14 protein-coding genes are annotated in these 14,919 nt (G+C 61.1%); 7 read left to right on the top strand and 7 right to left on the bottom strand.

The genetic code is table 11. From position 1 onward, the window contains the following. Window positions 1–230 precede the first annotated feature (230 nt). The 4 genes from M5B97_RS20865 to M5B97_RS20850 all read left to right on the top strand — a co-directional run bounded on the left by M5B97_RS20865 (window position 231) and on the right by M5B97_RS20850 (window position 4,764). A complete protein-coding gene (locus M5B97_RS20865) occupies window positions 231–1,541 on the top strand; it encodes an MFS transporter (RefSeq protein ID WP_248732543.1) in 1,311 nt (436 codons plus the stop codon). Between the two features lies 1 nt (window position 1,542). Then, window positions 1,543–2,760, top strand: coding sequence for a mandelate racemase/muconate lactonizing enzyme family protein (locus tag M5B97_RS20860; RefSeq protein WP_248732542.1), 1,218 nt, complete (start codon window positions 1,543–1,545; stop codon window positions 2,758–2,760). Between the two features lie 25 nt (window positions 2,761–2,785). After that, window positions 2,786–4,396, top strand: a complete 1,611-nt coding sequence (locus M5B97_RS20855) for a GMC family oxidoreductase N-terminal domain-containing protein (protein ID WP_248732541.1) — start codon at window positions 2,786–2,788, stop codon at window positions 4,394–4,396. A 152-nt stretch (window positions 4,397–4,548) separates the two neighbouring features. Continuing rightward, a complete protein-coding gene (locus tag M5B97_RS20850; RefSeq protein WP_003173733.1) occupies window positions 4,549–4,764 on the top strand; it encodes a TOBE domain-containing protein in 216 nt (71 codons plus the stop codon). Window positions 4,765–4,813: 49 nt separating this feature from the next. Here the strand turns inward: M5B97_RS20850 and M5B97_RS20845 are convergent, their stop codons facing one another. Beyond that, window positions 4,814–5,959 carry a PatB family C-S lyase gene (locus M5B97_RS20845; protein WP_248732540.1) on the bottom strand — a complete coding sequence of 382 codons (1,146 nt, stop codon included), beginning with the start codon at window positions 5,957–5,959 and terminating at the stop codon, window positions 4,814–4,816. Window positions 5,960–6,176: 217 nt separating this feature from the next. On the opposite strand from M5B97_RS20845, the gene ggt reads away from it, so the two are divergent. Further along, complete coding sequence (ggt, locus tag M5B97_RS20840; RefSeq protein WP_248732539.1) at window positions 6,177–7,901, top strand: gamma-glutamyltransferase; 1,725 nt, start codon at window positions 6,177–6,179, stop codon at window positions 7,899–7,901. A 48-nt stretch (window positions 7,902–7,949) separates the two neighbouring features. Here ggt and M5B97_RS20835 read toward each other — a convergent pair whose 3' ends face one another. The 3 genes from M5B97_RS20835 to M5B97_RS20825 all read right to left on the bottom strand — a co-directional run bounded on the left by M5B97_RS20835 (window position 7,950) and on the right by M5B97_RS20825 (window position 10,768). Beyond that, the gene (locus M5B97_RS20835; protein ID WP_248732563.1) at window positions 7,950–8,471 is read right to left on the bottom strand and encodes an AAA family ATPase; all 522 of its coding nucleotides are present in this window, start codon (window positions 8,469–8,471) and stop codon (window positions 7,950–7,952) included. After that, complete coding sequence (gene pnuC, locus M5B97_RS20830; protein ID WP_123716411.1) at window positions 8,468–9,031, bottom strand: nicotinamide riboside transporter PnuC; 564 nt, start codon at window positions 9,029–9,031, stop codon at window positions 8,468–8,470. The genes M5B97_RS20835 and pnuC overlap by 4 nt, the downstream gene beginning before the upstream one ends. A 102-nt stretch (window positions 9,032–9,133) precedes the next feature. Continuing rightward, window positions 9,134–10,768 carry a methyl-accepting chemotaxis protein gene (locus tag M5B97_RS20825; protein ID WP_134657087.1) on the bottom strand — a complete coding sequence of 545 codons (1,635 nt, stop codon included), beginning with the start codon at window positions 10,766–10,768 and terminating at the stop codon, window positions 9,134–9,136. 229 nt (window positions 10,769–10,997) lie between these two features. Between M5B97_RS20825 and M5B97_RS20820 the strand changes: the two genes are divergently transcribed. After that, the gene (locus tag M5B97_RS20820; RefSeq protein WP_134657088.1) at window positions 10,998–11,828 is read left to right on the top strand and encodes an undecaprenyl-diphosphate phosphatase; all 831 of its coding nucleotides are present in this window, start codon (window positions 10,998–11,000) and stop codon (window positions 11,826–11,828) included. Next, window positions 11,825–12,208 (top strand): DUF1294 domain-containing protein, encoded by a 384-nt coding sequence (locus M5B97_RS20815; RefSeq protein ID WP_248732538.1) that lies wholly within the window; start codon window positions 11,825–11,827, stop codon window positions 12,206–12,208. The genes M5B97_RS20820 and M5B97_RS20815 overlap by 4 nt, the downstream gene beginning before the upstream one ends. Here M5B97_RS20815 and M5B97_RS20810 read toward each other — a convergent pair. The 3 genes from M5B97_RS20810 to M5B97_RS20800 all read right to left on the bottom strand — a co-directional run bounded on the left by M5B97_RS20810 (window position 12,197) and on the right by M5B97_RS20800 (window position 14,906). Beyond that, the gene (locus tag M5B97_RS20810) at window positions 12,197–12,553 is read right to left on the bottom strand and encodes an MmcQ/YjbR family DNA-binding protein (protein ID WP_123716408.1); all 357 of its coding nucleotides are present in this window, start codon (window positions 12,551–12,553) and stop codon (window positions 12,197–12,199) included. The genes M5B97_RS20815 and M5B97_RS20810 overlap by 12 nt on opposite strands. Beyond that, window positions 12,550–13,458, bottom strand: a complete 909-nt coding sequence (locus M5B97_RS20805) for a LysR substrate-binding domain-containing protein (protein ID WP_123716407.1) — start codon at window positions 13,456–13,458, stop codon at window positions 12,550–12,552. The genes M5B97_RS20810 and M5B97_RS20805 overlap by 4 nt, the downstream gene beginning before the upstream one ends. A gap of 68 nt (window positions 13,459–13,526) precedes the next feature. Further along, the gene (locus M5B97_RS20800; RefSeq protein ID WP_248732537.1) at window positions 13,527–14,906 is read right to left on the bottom strand and encodes an NAD-dependent succinate-semialdehyde dehydrogenase; all 1,380 of its coding nucleotides are present in this window, start codon (window positions 14,904–14,906) and stop codon (window positions 13,527–13,529) included. Between the last annotated feature and the right edge of the window lie 13 nt (window positions 14,907–14,919).

The raw sequence follows: 14,919 nt of genomic DNA, 5'->3' as shown, positions 1-14,919 counted from the left end.
GAAAGGCTAAAAAATGACCTGTGGCGAGGGAGCTTGCTCCCGTTGGACTGCGCAGCAGTCCCATGCTTTGTAAACAAAGAGCAGGGCCGCTTCGCGGCCCAACGGGAGCGAGCTCCCTCGCCACACATATAGCGTTCACCCTTAACTGACTGGCATTACGCACACCTGCCGTACCTTTAATAAAAAAAATTATGAGGGCACCCGCGAATCGGGTGCCTGAGGTCCACACGATGTCCAAGCCTGCACCTGTTGCCCAGGTTTCCGTTGCCGTATCCGCGGCAAACAGCGACAAAACCAGTCGCTATTTCCAATTGCTGCTGCTGGTACTGGCTGCGGGGGCGATCTACCCGATCCTCTACCTGCGCCAGGTTTACCAGACCACCATGCTCGATGTGTTCCACATCAACCACAGCGAGCTGGGGTACCTGTACTCGATGCTCGGCACAATTTTCTTGCTCAGCTACTTGCCCAGCGGTTGGCTGGCCGACCGTTTGCCGCCGCGCTTTCTGATCTTCTTCTCGCTGGTCGCTACCGGCGCACTGGGACTGTGGTATGCCAGCGTGCCGTCGATGACCGGCCTGATGATCATCTTCGGCTGCTGGGGCCTGACCACTGGCCTGACGTTCTGGGCCTCGGTGCTCAAGCGCGTGAAGATGATTGCCCATCACACCGAACAGGGCCGTTTCTTCGGCATCCTCGACGGTGGTCGTGGGTTGGTGGAAGCCTTGCTCGCCACCGTCGCCCTGGGCCTGTTTGCCTACGCGACCGAAACGCGCAGCGAGTCGGCGGCCGAGGGGTTCAAGCACGTCGTGTACCTGTACTCGTTCATCTGCATCGCTCTCGGGTTTGGCTTGGTGCTGCTCAAGGACCCCAAGTCCCTGGCGGAAACTGCCGCGGTGGAGAAGGGCAAGTTCAACCTGATTGCCGACCTGAGCACATTGGTAAAGATCCCCGAGCTGTGGCTGGTGACCGCCATCGTGTTCTGCGGTTATCACATGTTCTGGGCCACCTACAGCTTCTCCGACTACTTGCAGGGCAGCGGCATGACCGCCGTGATGGCCGGCACCATCACCACCATCAAGTTGTGGATGCGCCCTATCGGCGGCATCGGCGGCGGCTGGTTGGGGGATAAGTTCTCGAACATTTCGGTACTGATCGTCGCACTGGTACTGGTGACCCTCGCGATGGTCGGGCTGATCCTGTTCCCGGCGTTCAACAGCCTGGGCCTGCTGATCGGCACAGTGATCTTTATCGGCCTGATGACCTATGCGATCCGTGGCCTGTACTGGGCGATCCTCGACAGCTGCGACATCCCGCTGCGCATCACCGGCCTGGCCATCGGCATCGTCTCGGTGGTGGGCTACCTGCCGGACACGTTTATCCCGCTGATCAACGGCTACCTGACCGACACCTACCCAGGCAAGGCCGGTTACAACCTGTATTTCGGCTACATCGCCTTCATCGGCGTGCTCGGGACCCTGGCGGCCCTGACATTGCGCGCCCGGATCAACCGTAAAAAATTCAACCAGACAGGTGCCTGAGATGAAAATCGTCGCCCTTGAAACCCATATCGTTGCCGTTCCACCGCCGCATATCGGCGGTATGTACTGGCTGTTCGTGAAGCTGAAGACCGACTGCGGCATTGAAGGCGTCGGCGAGATTTACGCCGCTACGTTCGGCCCCAAGGCCATGTTGCCGATCATCGAGGACGTGTTTGAGCGCTACCTGCTCAACCATGACCCGCACCATATCGAGCGCTTCTTCCGCCAGGCTTACTCCAGCGGTTTCACCCAGCGCCCGGACCTGACCATGATGGGGGTGGTCAGCGGTCTGGAAATGGCGTGCTGGGACATCATCGGCAAGGCCGCCAACAAGCCGGTCTACGAGTTGCTTGGCGGCAAGGTCAATGAGCGCCTGCGTTCCTACACCTACTTGTATCCGGTCAACAGCAAGGGCGAGTACGACTACGACGACCCGGACCTGGCCGCCGAGTGCGCCATAGAGAACATGAATAAAGGCTTCACGGCGGTGAAGTTCGATCCGGCCGGGCCGTACACCGCCTATTCGGGCCACCAGATTTCCCTGGAAGTGCTGGAGCGCTGCGAGACGTTCTGCCGCAAGATCCGCGAAGCGGTGGGCGACAAGTGTGACCTGCTGTTCGGCACTCATGGGCAGATGGTGCCGTCGTCGGCAATCCGCCTGGCCAGGCGCCTGGAGAAATACGATCCGCTCTGGTTCGAAGAGCCGGTGCCGCCAGGCCAGGAAGACGCCATGGCCCAGGTCGCGGCCAAGACCAGCATCCCGATTGCCACGGGTGAGCGCCTGACCACCAAGTACGAATTTTTCAAGCTGCTGCAAGCCGGCGGCGCGTCGATCCTGCAAATGAACGTGGCGCGCTGCGGGGGGCTGCTGGAGGCCAAGAAGATCGCGAGTATGGCCGAAGCCTACTACGCACAGATTGCGCCGCATCTGTACAACGGGCCGATTGGTGCAGCGGCGAGCTTCCAACTGGCGACCTGCACGCCGAATTTCCTGATCCAGGAAAGCATCATGACCTGGGGCGGCTTTCACGCCGACGTGCTGACCAAGCCACTGCAATGGGAGGACGGCTACATCATCCCGTCCAGCGAGCCCGGGCTGGGTGTGGAACTGAATATGGACGTGGTGCGCAAGCATTCGCCGTATACCGGTGAACGCCTGCATTTGCAGATGGCGCCAACCCCGGCTGACGTCAAAGACACTTCGCCCGCCAAGGGCTAAAAAACGACTTACGCGGTAACCGTGAATGACATATGACTACATCATCGCCGGTGCTGGCGCCGCAGGCTGCGTCCTGGCCAACCGGCTGTCCGCCTCAGGCAAATACTCCGTCTTGCTGCTGGAAGCCGGCGGCAAGGACAGTTCCTGGTGGTTCAAGATCCCGGTCGGTTTCGCCAAGATGTACTACAACCCGACCTTCAACTGGATGTACTACAGCCAGCCGCAAAAACAGCTGGTCGGGCGTGAAATCTACGCGCCTCGCGGCAAAGTGCAGGGTGGCTCGGGCTCGATCAACGCGATGATCTACGTGCGCGGGCAGGCCCACGATTTCAATGACTGGGCCGCCAACGGCAACGACGGCTGGGGCTTCAAGGACGTGCTGCCGTACTTTCGCAAGCTGGAAAACCATCCGTTGGGCGACACCGAGTACCACGGTGGCAGCGGCCCCATCAGCATCACGCCGATGAAGGGCCATACCCATCCGATCTGCGATGTGTTCCTCAAAGGCTGCGAGCAGCTCGGCTATGGCCTGAGTGATGACTTCAACGGGCCGGATTTCGAAGGCGCGGGCCTGTATGACGTCAATACACGCAATGGCGAGCGCTGTTCCAGCAGCTTTGCGCATCTGCATCCGGCACTCAGTCGTCCGAACCTGACCGTAGAGCTGCATGCACTGGTCGACCGTGTGCTGTTCGACGACCAGCAGCGCGCCACGGGCATCAGTGTGACTCAGCACGGCGTGGCCCGCACCTTCACGGCACGCAAGGAGGTCATCCTTTGTGCCGGCGCTGTGGACACGCCGAAAATCTTGCAACTGTCCGGCGTGGCTGACCAGCGATTGCTCGCCGAACACAATATTGCGCTGGTCAAGCACCTGCCGGCCGTGGGTGAAAACCTGCAGGACCACCTCTGCGTCAGCTACTACTACAAGGCCAATATCCCGACCCTGAACGACGAACTCAGCTCGCTGTTCGGCCAGTTGAAGCTGGGCCTCAAGTACCTGTTCACGCGAAAGGGCGCGCTGGCCATGAGCGTCAACCAGGCCGGTGGGTTCTTTCGCGGCAACGACCAACAGGCGGACCCGAACCTGCAACTGTACTTCAACCCGCTGTCGTACCAGATCCCGAAAAACAACAAGGCCAGCCTCAAGCCCGAGCCGTACTCCGGTTTCCTGCTGTGCTTCAACCCGTGCCGGCCGACCAGCCGCGGCACCATCCGCATTGCTTCGAAAAACCCAAGGGACGCGGCGCTGATCGATCCCAACTACCTGAGCACGCAAAAGGACATCGACGAGGTGATCCAGGGCAGCCGGTTGATGCGCAAGATCATGCAGGCCCCCGCGCTCAAGGGCATCACGGTGGCCGAGGTTCTACCCGGCGCGGCAGTGCAGACCGATGAGCAAATGCTGCATTACTTCCGTGAAAACAGCGGCTCGATCTACCACTTGTGCGGCTCCTGCGCCATGGGCTCGGACTCGCAGGTATCGGTGGTGGACAAGCGCTTGAAGGTGCACGGATTGGACGGATTGCGCATTGTCGATGCGTCGATCTTCCCGAACGTGACTTCGGGCAACACCCATGCGGCGGTGTTGATGGTGGCGGAGAAGGGGGCGGATTTGATCCTGCAGGATGCATAGACGTCCATGGGCAGGAATAACAGGTAGCGCTATATATTTCCAAATGGAATAAATAAAGACTTATATATTCCTTTTAATGTTTTTATCGGTGGCGCATTTTGAGGGCCTGCGCATTCGTGCGGATTGACCCAACAGCCAAAAGGAAAGCCGACATGACCATTAAAGCGATCAACGTGCGCAACCAGTTCAAGGGCGTGATCAAGGAAATACTGCTGGGGGAAGTGGTGTCCGAGATCGACGTGCAGACCGCGTCCGGCATCGTCACGTCGGTGATCACCACCCGCTCGGTGCGTGATCTGGAATTGAAGGTGGGCAGTGAGGTGATCGCTTTTGTGAAGTCGACGGAAGTGTCGATCGCCAAACTCTGAGAGGCGTTCCCACGCGCTGCGTGGGAACACCGACCAGGCGCCCTGGGTGTCAGCGATGACGCAGGGCGCGCTCCATGCGGTGTAATCCTTCTTCGAGCATCGCCCTTGGGCAACCGAAGTTCAGACGTACGAATTGTTGGCTGTCGTCGCCGAATTCGATCCCCGCGCTCAAACCGACCTTGGCCTGCTCAAGGAAGAATTGCTGCGGGTCGTCCAGGCCCAGGGCAGTGCAATCCAGCCAGGCCAGGAAGGTGCCCTGCGGGGCGTGCATCACCACGCCGGGCAGGCGGGTTTGCACAGCGTCGAGCAGGTAGTCACGGTTGGCTTGCAGGTACTTGACCAGCGCTTGCAGCCAATCGCCGCATTGGCTATAGGCGGCGCGGGTGGCTTCCAGGCCCAGGGGGCTGACGCTGTCGACCATGCCGCAACGCGCGTTGTTGAAGCGCTCGCGAATCTCGGCGTTCTGCACCACGGCAAAACAGGTCTTCAGGCCGGCCACGTTGTAGGCTTTGCTCGCCGACATCAACGTGATGGTGCGCTGGGCGATTTTGGGGCTGAGGCTGGCAGTGGGGATGTGGCGACGGCCGTCGAAGCACAGCTCGGCGTGGATTTCATCGCTGATGATCAACGTGCCGTTTTCCAGGCAGGCATTGGCTACCGCCAACAGTTCTTCGCGAGGGAAGACCTTGCCGATCGGGTTGTGCGGGTTGCTCAACAACAGCGCACCGGCGCCGGTCAGTGCCTGCCGCATGGCAGCCAACGGTGTGACGTATCCCTCTCCCGCCCATTCAAACGGCACTTCGATGCGTGGCAGGTTCCAGTGGCCGGGCGCCAGGCGAATCGGCCGGTAGTTCGGGGTCTGCAGCACCACCGGCTGGCCCGGTTGCACGAAGGCGTGCAGCGCCATGTTGAAACCGGGCTCGACGCCGGGCAGGAACAACAACTCTTCAGGCTGCACACGCCAGGCGTACTTGGCCCACAGGTCGGCCACAATGGCTTCGCGCACGTCCGGGCCGGCCACGCTGTAGCCGAGAACCTGCTGGTCCAGGCGCTGGTGCAAGGCTTGCAACACGGCAGGTGGCGCGGCGATATCCATGTCGGCGATCCACATCGGCAACACGTCTGCCGGGTAACGGTTCCACTTGGTGCTGCCGGTGCCGAAGCGTGGGTGGATCGTGTCGAAATCAAAGCTCATGGGCGGCTCGTATCAGGGAGGCGGGCAAATAATGGCGCCGATTCTAGCGCCATTAATTTTATAGGCCAGCGCTGATTGCCACAGACAGTGACCGGTGTGCTTATTGAGGCACCAGCGTTCTGTCACCGACAAGCTCTGTAATAAAAACGCCATTGCGCTGGGGATTAAAACAGGGAGGGGCTATTTTGGTGCATCTCAATAAATAGAGTAGCCATGGATGAAATACCAACCCTTCAGCCGTACGTTGATTGCCACTGCGCTGGTGTTGACGGTCGGCGGTGTGCAAGCCGCTTCCCAGGCGCCGGTGGCCGGTGAAAACGGCATGGTCGTGACCGCCCAGCATTTGGCCACCCATGTGGGCGTGGATGTGCTCAAGGCCGGCGGCAACGCGGTGGATGCGGCCGTCGCGGTCGGCTATGCGCTGGCGGTGGTGTACCCGGCGGCGGGTAACCTCGGCGGCGGCGGCTTCATGACCGTGCAACTGGCCGACGGGCGCAAGACCTTCCTCGACTTCCGCGAAAAAGCGCCCCTGGCGGCTACCGCCGACATGTACCTGGACAAAGACGGCAAGGTCATCGACGGCCTCAGTGCCAAGGGCCACCTGGCGGTCGGTGTGCCCGGCACTGTGTCCGGCATGGAGCTGGCCCTGAGCAAATACGGCACCCTCAAGCGTGCCCAGGTGATTGCCCCGGCGATCAAGCTGGCGGAAAACGGTTTTGAACTGGAGCAGGGCGATATCGACCTGTTGCACACGGCTACCGGCGAGTTTGAAAAAGACCAGGACCTGCGCGGGATCTTCCTGCACAACGGCCAGCCGATGCAGGTCGGCCAGAAACTGGTGCAGAAAGACTTGGCCAAGACCCTCAAGGAAATCTCCGCCAAGGGCAGCGACGGCTTCTATAAAGGCTGGGTTGCCAAGGCACTGGTGGATTCCAGCCAGGCCGGCAAGGGCATCATCACCCAGGCCGACCTGGACAAATACAAAACCCGTGAACTGGCGCCTATCGAGTGCGATTACCGTGGCTACCACGTGGTCTCGGCGCCGCCTCCAAGCTCGGGTGGCGTGGTGATCTGCCAGATCATGAACATCCTCGAAGGTTATCCGATGGCCGACCTTGGCTATCACTCGGCCCAGGGCCTGCACTATCAGATCGAGGCCATGCGCCACGCCTACGTGGACCGTAACAGCTACCTGGGCGACCCGGATTTCGTGAAGAACCCGATTGCCCACCTGTTGGACAAGGATTACGCCAGCAAGCTGCGCGCCGCCATCGAACCGCAGAAAGCCGGCGATTCCCAGGCGATCAAGCCAGGCGTCTCGCCCCATGAAGGCAATAACACCACCCACTATTCCATCGTCGACAAGTGGGGCAACGCGGTGTCGGTGACCTACACCCTCAACGACTGGTTTGGTGCCGGCGTGATGGCGAGCAAGACCGGCGTGATCCTCAACGACGAAATGGATGACTTCACCGTCAAGGTCGGCGTGCCGAACATGTACGGCCTGGTCCAGGGTGAAGCCAACGCCATCGCACCGGGCAAGGCGCCGCTGTCATCGATGAGCCCGACCATCGTGACCAAGGATGGCAAGGCGGTGATGGTGGTGGGTACGCCGGGTGGCAGCCGTATCATCACGGCCACCTTGCTGACCATCCTCAATGTCATCGACTACAAGATGAACATTCAGGAGGCGGTGGATGCGCCGCGTTTCCACCAACAGTGGATGCCGGAAACCACTAACCTGGAACGGTTTGCCGTAAGCCCCGACACCCAGAAGATCCTCGAAAGCTGGGGCCATAAGTTTGCCGGCCCGCAGGATGCCAACCACCTGGCCGCGATTCTGGTCGGCGCGCCGTCCCTGGACGGCAAGCCGGTAGGCAACAACCGTTTCTACGGGGCGAATGACCCGCGCCGTAACACCGGCCTGTCGTTGGGCTACTGACTGTAGCGAGCGGCTTGCCACCGCGCCGGGTGGCGCAGGGCAAGCCGCTCACTGCAACAGCCGCTCTACCGCCGTAAACGCCGCGACCCGGCGCTCTTCCCAATGTCCATTAATCACCACGAAGGGCTGTTGATGCGTTTGCATCCACGCCAGGCTGTCCTGGAAGAATGCCCGACGATCCTCCAACTGCGGTTGGCAGCGCTGACCGTCCGCGGTCCATTCCACATCCTCCGGCGACAGCAGCAGGTGCAAGTCGTACCGGCGGGCCAACAGTTCACTGTCGAGCCAGGCCGGGTAGTCGCCGAACAGGGTCTGGCTCCATAACGTGTTGGTCAGCAAGTGGGTGTCGAGTATCAGCAAGTCGGGCTGTTCGGCGCGGGCGGCGTCTTCCCAGGCCAGTTGGCCACGAGCGATGGCCGGAATGTCGGCCAGGGTCGTGTCGCGCTGGTGCCGGTCGATGAAATCGCGCACGTATTCGCCGACCATCAGCCCGCCGAAATGGGCGTGCAGCTCGGCCGCCAACCAACTTTTGCCACTCGATTCGGGGCCGGCCAATACCACCACCTTCATGCGTGCAGCGCCGGGTCGGTGCGCCATTCACGCCAGCCTTGCACGGCGATCACGGTGAACAGTGCATACAGCGCGGCGGTCAGGTACAGGCCCTTATAGAGAAACAGCCCAACGAAGATCACGTCCACGGCGATCCACAAGGGCCAGCACTGCACGCGTTTTTGCGCCATCCACAGTTGTGCCACCAGGCTGAAGCCGGTGAGGGCCGCGTCGAGCCAGGGTTGGGCGGCGTCGGTCCAATGGGCCATGGCGGCGCCAAGCAGCAGGCTGAATACCGCGCCGATGGCCAGGCTGGTCGTGATCGCAGGCCAGCCCAGGCTGGTCACCTGGCGGCCTTGCCTGACCTCGCCGGCGCGGGTCCATTGCCACCAGCCGTAGAGTTGCAGGGCGGCGTAGACCACCTGCAGCAGCATGTCGGAATAGAGCTTTACGTCGAAGAATACCCAGGTGTAGAGCAAGACCATCACCAGGCCGATGGGCCAGCACCAGGGGTTTTGTTTGACCGTCAGCCAGACAGCGATCACCCCCAGAGCGGCGGCGAACAATTCAAGCCCGGACATGGCGGTTCCTTGGGAGAGTCGAAGAGGGCGGTGATTGTAACTTCAAAATGGGGAGGGACCAATGTGGGAGGGCGCAAGCTCTCTCCCACCTGTGGAAACGCGCTAGACCTTGAATTGGCGCAGGAGCGCGTCAAGTTGTTCGCTCAAGGCGCGCAGCTGTTCACTGGCCACGCTGGACTGCTGCGCCGCCAACGCCGTGCTATGGGACAAACCGGCCGCTTCGGTCACGTTCTGGTTGATGTCTTCCACGACATGCGCCTGTTGCAGGGTGGCGCTGGCGATTGACGCGTTCAGCCCGTTGAGGTTGTGCAGCGCCTGGCCGATGGCCGTGAGGCTGGCGCCGGCCTGGCCCGCTTGCTCAATGGTCAGTTGCGAGGCCGTGTGACTGTCACTGATGACCTTGACCGCCGCTTCCGAATGACCTTGCAGGCGCTCGATCATCACCTGGATTTCAGCGGTGGACTTCTGCGTGCGTTGGGCCAGCAGGCGGACTTCATCGGCCACCACCGCAAAGCCGCGGCCTTGCTCGCCGGCGCGGGCGGCTTCAATCGCCGCGTTGAGCGCCAGCAGGTTGGTCTGGTCGGCGATGGAGCGGATCACCTCAAGCACGCTGCCGATCTGCGTACTTTCGCTGGACAGCGTGCGGATCACTTCCACGGCCTGGCCGATGGTGCCGGAGAGCCGGTCGATCTGTTGCAGGCTGCCGTCGATGTTCACCTGGCCCTGTTGCGCTTGAGCCTGGGCGTCGCGCATTTCGCTGGCGGCGTGCTCGGCGTTTTTCGCCACGTCCTGCACGCCATAGGTGACTTCATTGATGGCCGTCGCCACCAGTTCCATCTGCTGCGACTGTTGCTGGCTGCGGTCATGGGCCTGGCTGGCATTGGTGCCAAGCTCCGTGGACGACTGGCCCAGCGCGTTGGCGCAGGCCTGCAACTGGCCGATCACCTGGCGCAGTTTTGTCGTGAAGGCATTGAAGTGCAGGGACAGTTGGGTGACTTCGTCGCGCCCGTGGGTGTCGAGGCTACGGGTCAGGTCGCTTTCGCCACTGGCGATATTGGCCATGGCGTTTACGGCCTGTTGCAACGGGTGCAGGATGCTGCGGGCAATCAGCAGCACCAGCAATGCCATCACCGCAGCGATTGCCAGGCTGATGAACGAGGTTCTCCACACTTGCACCTTGAATTCGGCCTGGACGTCATCCACGTACACGCCGGAGCCGATGATCCAGCCCCACGGCTCGAACAGTTGGATATACGAAGTTTTCTCCACCGGGGCTTCGGCTCCCGGTTTTGGCCAGCGATAGCTGACGATACCCGCGCCCTTGGCCTTGGCCAGGCTGACGAACTCGTTGAATACCGCAAACCCGTCCGGGTCGCGAATCGCCGAGAGGTTCTGGCCATCCAACTTGGGGTTGGCCGGGTGCATGATCATCACGGGCGTGAGGTCATTGATCCAGAAGTAATCATCGTGGTCATAACGCAACCCGCGCACCGCGCTCAGGGCTTGCTGCTGCGCCGCTTCCCGGGTCAGCACGCCGGTTTTCTCAAGGTTCTGGTAATACGCCAGTACGCCACTGGCGGTCTGGACCACGTGTTGGGTCTGTTGGCGCTTGGCCTGGTAGAGATCCCCATGGATCTGCTTGAGCATCAGCAAACTCAAGGTCAACAGCATCAGCACGGCGACTATCAGGATCAGCCAGAGACGTCGGCTGATCGACATGTTGCGCAAACTGTTCATCGTCCTGTCACTCCATGCTTTTTATAGTTGTGGTGCTGCTTCGACATTTCCGGCGTGTCTGATAGGCTTTCGGCCCGTAATCGGAAAACCTGAGTACTGCCTGATTTTTCACGGAATTTTTGCAGTCCGGCGTGGATTATCCAACGCCTGGCCTTCAGCGCACTCATCATCATTGAACCACTAGAAAAGACTGACGAGGCGTGCCTCGCGCATGACCTTTGGGGGAAATATGGATTTTTGGACCGCCATACAGGCATTGATTCTTGGCGTGGTGGAGGGGTTGACGGAGTTCCTGCCGATCTCCAGCACCGGTCACCAGATTATCGTAGCCGACTTGATCGGTTTCGGTGGCGAGCGTTTTGAAGCGTTCAACATCATCATTCAGTTGGGTGCGATCCTGGCGGTGGTGTGGGAATTCCGGCGCAAGATCCTCGACGTGGTGATCGGTTTGCCGACTCAGCGCAATGCCCAGCGCTTCACCGTCAACCTGATCATCGCCGTGCTGCCGGCCGTGGTGTTGGGCGTGATTTTCGCTGACCTGATCAAGCACTACCTGTTCAACCCGATCACCGTGGCCACTGCGCTGGTGATCGGCGGCGTGATCATGCTGTGGGCCGAGCGCCGTCAGCATGCCGTACACGCACACAGCGTGGATGACATCACCTGGAAGGAGGCGCTCAAGGTTGGCCTGGCCCAGTGCCTGGCGATGATTCCCGGCACTTCGCGTTCCGGGGCGACCATCATCGGCGGGTTGCTGTTCGGTCTGTCGCGCAAGACGGCCACCGAGTTCTCGTTCTTCCTGGCCATGCCCACCATGGTCGGTGCGGCGGTGTATTCGGGCTACAAGTACCGTCACTTGTTCCAGCCGGATGACCTGCCGGTATTCGCCATTGGTTTCGTCACCTCGTTCATCTTCGCGATGATCGCGGTCAAGGCGTTGCTCAAGTTCATCGCCAGCCACAGCTATGCGGCCTTTGCCTGGTACCGGATCGCGTTCGGCCTGGTGATCCTGGCGACCTGGCAGTTCGGTTGGATCGACTGGTCTGCGGTCAAACCATGAGCCTCCAGCACCCACGCTTGAAGGCGGCGATCTTTGCACTGCTGTGCGCGGCGCCGCTGACAGGGGCGGCGTTGCTGTGGTATCGCGGCGAGACGCTGATCCCGCTGGCGGCCTATGGCGTGGTCAGCGTGGTGGCGTTTTTCCTGTACTGGAGCGACAAGCGCAAGGCGCAAACCGATGCACGCCGGATCCCGGAAAACATCCTGCACGCTGTCGAGCTGGCAGGTGGTTGGCCGGGGGCGTTGATTGCCCAGCAGGTGTTTCGCCACAAGACACGCAAGGTGTCTTATCAGGTGCTGTTCTGGGTGATCGTGCTGTTGCACCAGGTGTTCTGGCTGGATCAGTTGTTCCTGGGCGGTACGTTGTTTTCAGTCCTCTAGCCGCAGCCCGACCTGCGTGCGCTTGGGCAGTTTGCTGACCACCAACTGGTGGGAGCGCTGCAACAAGCCACGCAGTTCATCGGCGCCCAGCGGGTAGGGCGTGTTCATGATGATCCACTGCGCACGGGCCAGGTACGGTGCCGGATGAATGCCCGGACGGTCCACATGGCCGAGGAACAGTTCCTTGTCGACCTTGAATGCCAGCGAGTCACCGCGCAGGTTTTGCACGGCGAACATCTTGTTGCCGGCAATCGAGAACACCCGCACGCCGCCCCATTTGTAGTCTTCCCGCGCGCCGGGCAGGCCCAGGCAGAAGGTGGCGACTTGTTCTTCGTTCATCTTCATAGCAGTCGATCTCCGCAACCTTTGAAGCCTTCTTCAAGAAAGTCGATCCAGGCACGAATGGCCGGCAGCACGCCTCGCCGATGCGGGTAAACCGCCTGCAACCAGCCCCCCGGCAACGACCATTCAGGTAGCAGTTGTACCAAGCGGCCGCTGGCCAACTCTTCTTCGCAATACATCATCGGCAGCACGGTAAAACCCAGGCCCATGATTGCACTGGCCTTGCGGACGATGAAGTCGTCGATACCCAGCCGGGCCTCCATCACCAGTTCATGGGGATGCCCATGCGGGTCGAGAATGCGCTGATGCACCATGCGGTCCGCCTCCAGGGCGCCGAGCATCGGCAGTTGCTTGAGGTCTTCGAGGGTGTTGATCTGCCGGTCATGTATAAAAGCAGGGCTGGCCACCAGTGCCGTCTGGGCCTGGCGCAGGCGCTTGGTGACCAGCAGCGGGTCTTCATCCCCCTGTTCGCGCACGCGCAGGGCGACGTCGATACCTTCAGCCACAAGGTCCACACGGCGGTTGACCAAGGTCATTTCCAGTTGAACCAGCGGATGAGCGGCGAGAAACCCGGCGACCATGTCCGGCAGCATGTGCTGCGCCATGCCCACCGGGCAACTGACCCGCAGGCGTCCACGGGGCTCGCTGGACATGCTGGCCACGGCCTCATCGGCCATTTCCGCTTCCAGCAACATTGCCTGGCAATGGCGCAAGTAGCGTTCACCCACGGCGGTGAGGGTCAGTTGCCGGGTGGTGCGCTGCAGCAGGCGGGCCCCCAGGCGTTCTTCGAGTTCGGCAATGCGCCGCGACAGGCGTGATTTGGGAATGCCCAGCAGCCGGCCGGCCGCCGCGAAACCGCCGGATTCGACAACTTTCGCGAAATAGTAGAGGTCGTTGAGGTCTTGCATGGTCGTCCCATTGTCCTGTCAATGGGACGAACTATCCGCGCCTGATCCGTACAAATCTACTTCTGGATTTAAAATTGTGCGCCGCCCATCAGCACATATTTCACATGCACATACTCGTCGATCCCGTAATAGCTGCCTTCGCGGCCGTAGCCGGATTGCTTGATGCCGCCAAATGGAATCGACGCCGTGCCCACCGAACCCGAGTTGAGAATCACCATTCCGGCCTCCAATTGGCGCGACAGACGCAACGAGCGACCGAGTGCGCTGGTATAGGCATAGGCCGCCAGGCCGAACTCGGTATGGTTGGCGCGGGCGATGACTTCTTGCTCATCCTTGAACGAGTAGATGGCAAACACCGGCCCGAAGATTTCCTCGGTTGCCAGCGGTGAGTCATCCTGCAGGCCCGTCAGCACCGTCGGCTCATAGAACAGGCCACCCTTGGCGTGGGGCTTGCCGCCCATCAATATCCTGGCGCCGGCAGCCTTGGCGTCTTCCACCAGGCGCGCGACCTTGTCGAAGCCCAGTTGATTGACCAGCGGCCCGACCACAAAGTCTTCACGCAGGCCCTGGCCCACGTCGATTTGGGCCACGCTGTGCTTCAGGCGCTTGATGAAGTCCTCAAGGATGCTGTGCTGCACAAAGATCCGGTTCGGCGAGATGCACACCTGTCCGCAGTTGCGCAGTTTAGCGCTGACCAGGCCCTTGACGGCCTCATCCAGGTTGGCGTCCTGGAACACAATAAAGGGCGCGTTGCCGCCCAGTTCCAGGGTCATTTTCTTGACCGTTGCCGCGCATTGCGCCGCGAGCAACTTGCCGACACTGGTCGAACCGGTGAACGAGATTTTGCGGATGCGCGGATCGCCGGTGAGGATCAGGCCGATTTCCCTGGGGTCGCCCACCACTACTTCCAGCACGCCCTCATCGATGCCGGCTTTGCGCGCGTATTTCAGCAGCTTGAAGGCGGTGAGCGGGGTGTCTTCGGCAGGCTTGATCACCATGGTGCAGCCGGCGGCAAGGGCCGTCGCTACCTTGCGGGTGATCATCATGAAAGGGAAGTTCCACGGGGTGATGGCCGCGACCGGGCCGATGGCCTCTTTGGTCACCACCACATTGGCGTTGCGGTCGTGGGTGGGGATGGTGTCACCGTAGACGCGTTTGGCCTCTTCGGCGTACCACTCGATAAAGCCGAGGCCGTAATCGATTTCGCCGCGCGCTTCGCTGAGGCATTTGCCGTTTTCACGGCACAGCAGTTCGGCGAAGGCTTCCTTGTCGGCTTTCACAGTGTCGTGCCAGCGGCGCAGGATGTCGCTGCGCTCCTGGGCGAGCTTGCCGGACCAGGCGGGGAAGGCGGCGCAGGCGCGGTCGATGGCGGCCTTGACGTCGGCCTGGGAGTTCTTGGCGACGCGGCCGATTTCTTCGCCGGTGGCGGGGTTGTAGACGATAAGCATGTGGGGAATCTCC

Origin of the sequence: Pseudomonas sp. MWU13-2517, from assembly GCF_023242545.1 — a bacterium.
Taxonomy (GTDB): domain Bacteria; phylum Pseudomonadota; class Gammaproteobacteria; order Pseudomonadales; family Pseudomonadaceae; genus Aquipseudomonas.
This window is presented reverse-complemented; position numbering and strand designations above follow the sequence as displayed.

Coding starts and splice junctions, on each gene's coding strand:
- M5B97_RS20820 (WP_134657088.1), top strand. CDS start 10,998: ATGGATTTTTGGACCGCCATACAGGCATTGATTCTTGGCGTGGTGGAG.
- M5B97_RS20810 (WP_123716408.1), bottom strand. CDS start 12,553: ATGAAGATGAACGAAGAACAAGTCGCCACCTTCTGCCTGGGCCTGCCC.
- pnuC (WP_123716411.1), bottom strand. CDS start 9,031: ATGTCCGGGCTTGAATTGTTCGCCGCCGCTCTGGGGGTGATCGCTGTC.
- M5B97_RS20845 (WP_248732540.1), bottom strand. CDS start 5,959: ATGAGCTTTGATTTCGACACGATCCACCCACGCTTCGGCACCGGCAGC.
- M5B97_RS20825 (WP_134657087.1), bottom strand. CDS start 10,768: ATGAACAGTTTGCGCAACATGTCGATCAGCCGACGTCTCTGGCTGATC.
- M5B97_RS20815 (WP_248732538.1), top strand. CDS start 11,825: ATGAGCCTCCAGCACCCACGCTTGAAGGCGGCGATCTTTGCACTGCTG.
- M5B97_RS20865 (WP_248732543.1), top strand. CDS start 231: ATGTCCAAGCCTGCACCTGTTGCCCAGGTTTCCGTTGCCGTATCCGCG.
- M5B97_RS20800 (WP_248732537.1), bottom strand. CDS start 14,906: ATGCTTATCGTCTACAACCCCGCCACCGGCGAAGAAATCGGCCGCGTC.
- M5B97_RS20835 (WP_248732563.1), bottom strand. CDS start 8,471: ATGAAGGTGGTGGTATTGGCCGGCCCCGAATCGAGTGGCAAAAGTTGG.
- M5B97_RS20855 (WP_248732541.1), top strand. CDS start 2,786: ATGACATATGACTACATCATCGCCGGTGCTGGCGCCGCAGGCTGCGTC.
- M5B97_RS20860 (WP_248732542.1), top strand. CDS start 1,543: ATGAAAATCGTCGCCCTTGAAACCCATATCGTTGCCGTTCCACCGCCG.
- M5B97_RS20805 (WP_123716407.1), bottom strand. CDS start 13,458: ATGCAAGACCTCAACGACCTCTACTATTTCGCGAAAGTTGTCGAATCC.
- ggt (WP_248732539.1), top strand. CDS start 6,177: ATGAAATACCAACCCTTCAGCCGTACGTTGATTGCCACTGCGCTGGTG.
- M5B97_RS20850 (WP_003173733.1), top strand. CDS start 4,549: ATGACCATTAAAGCGATCAACGTGCGCAACCAGTTCAAGGGCGTGATC.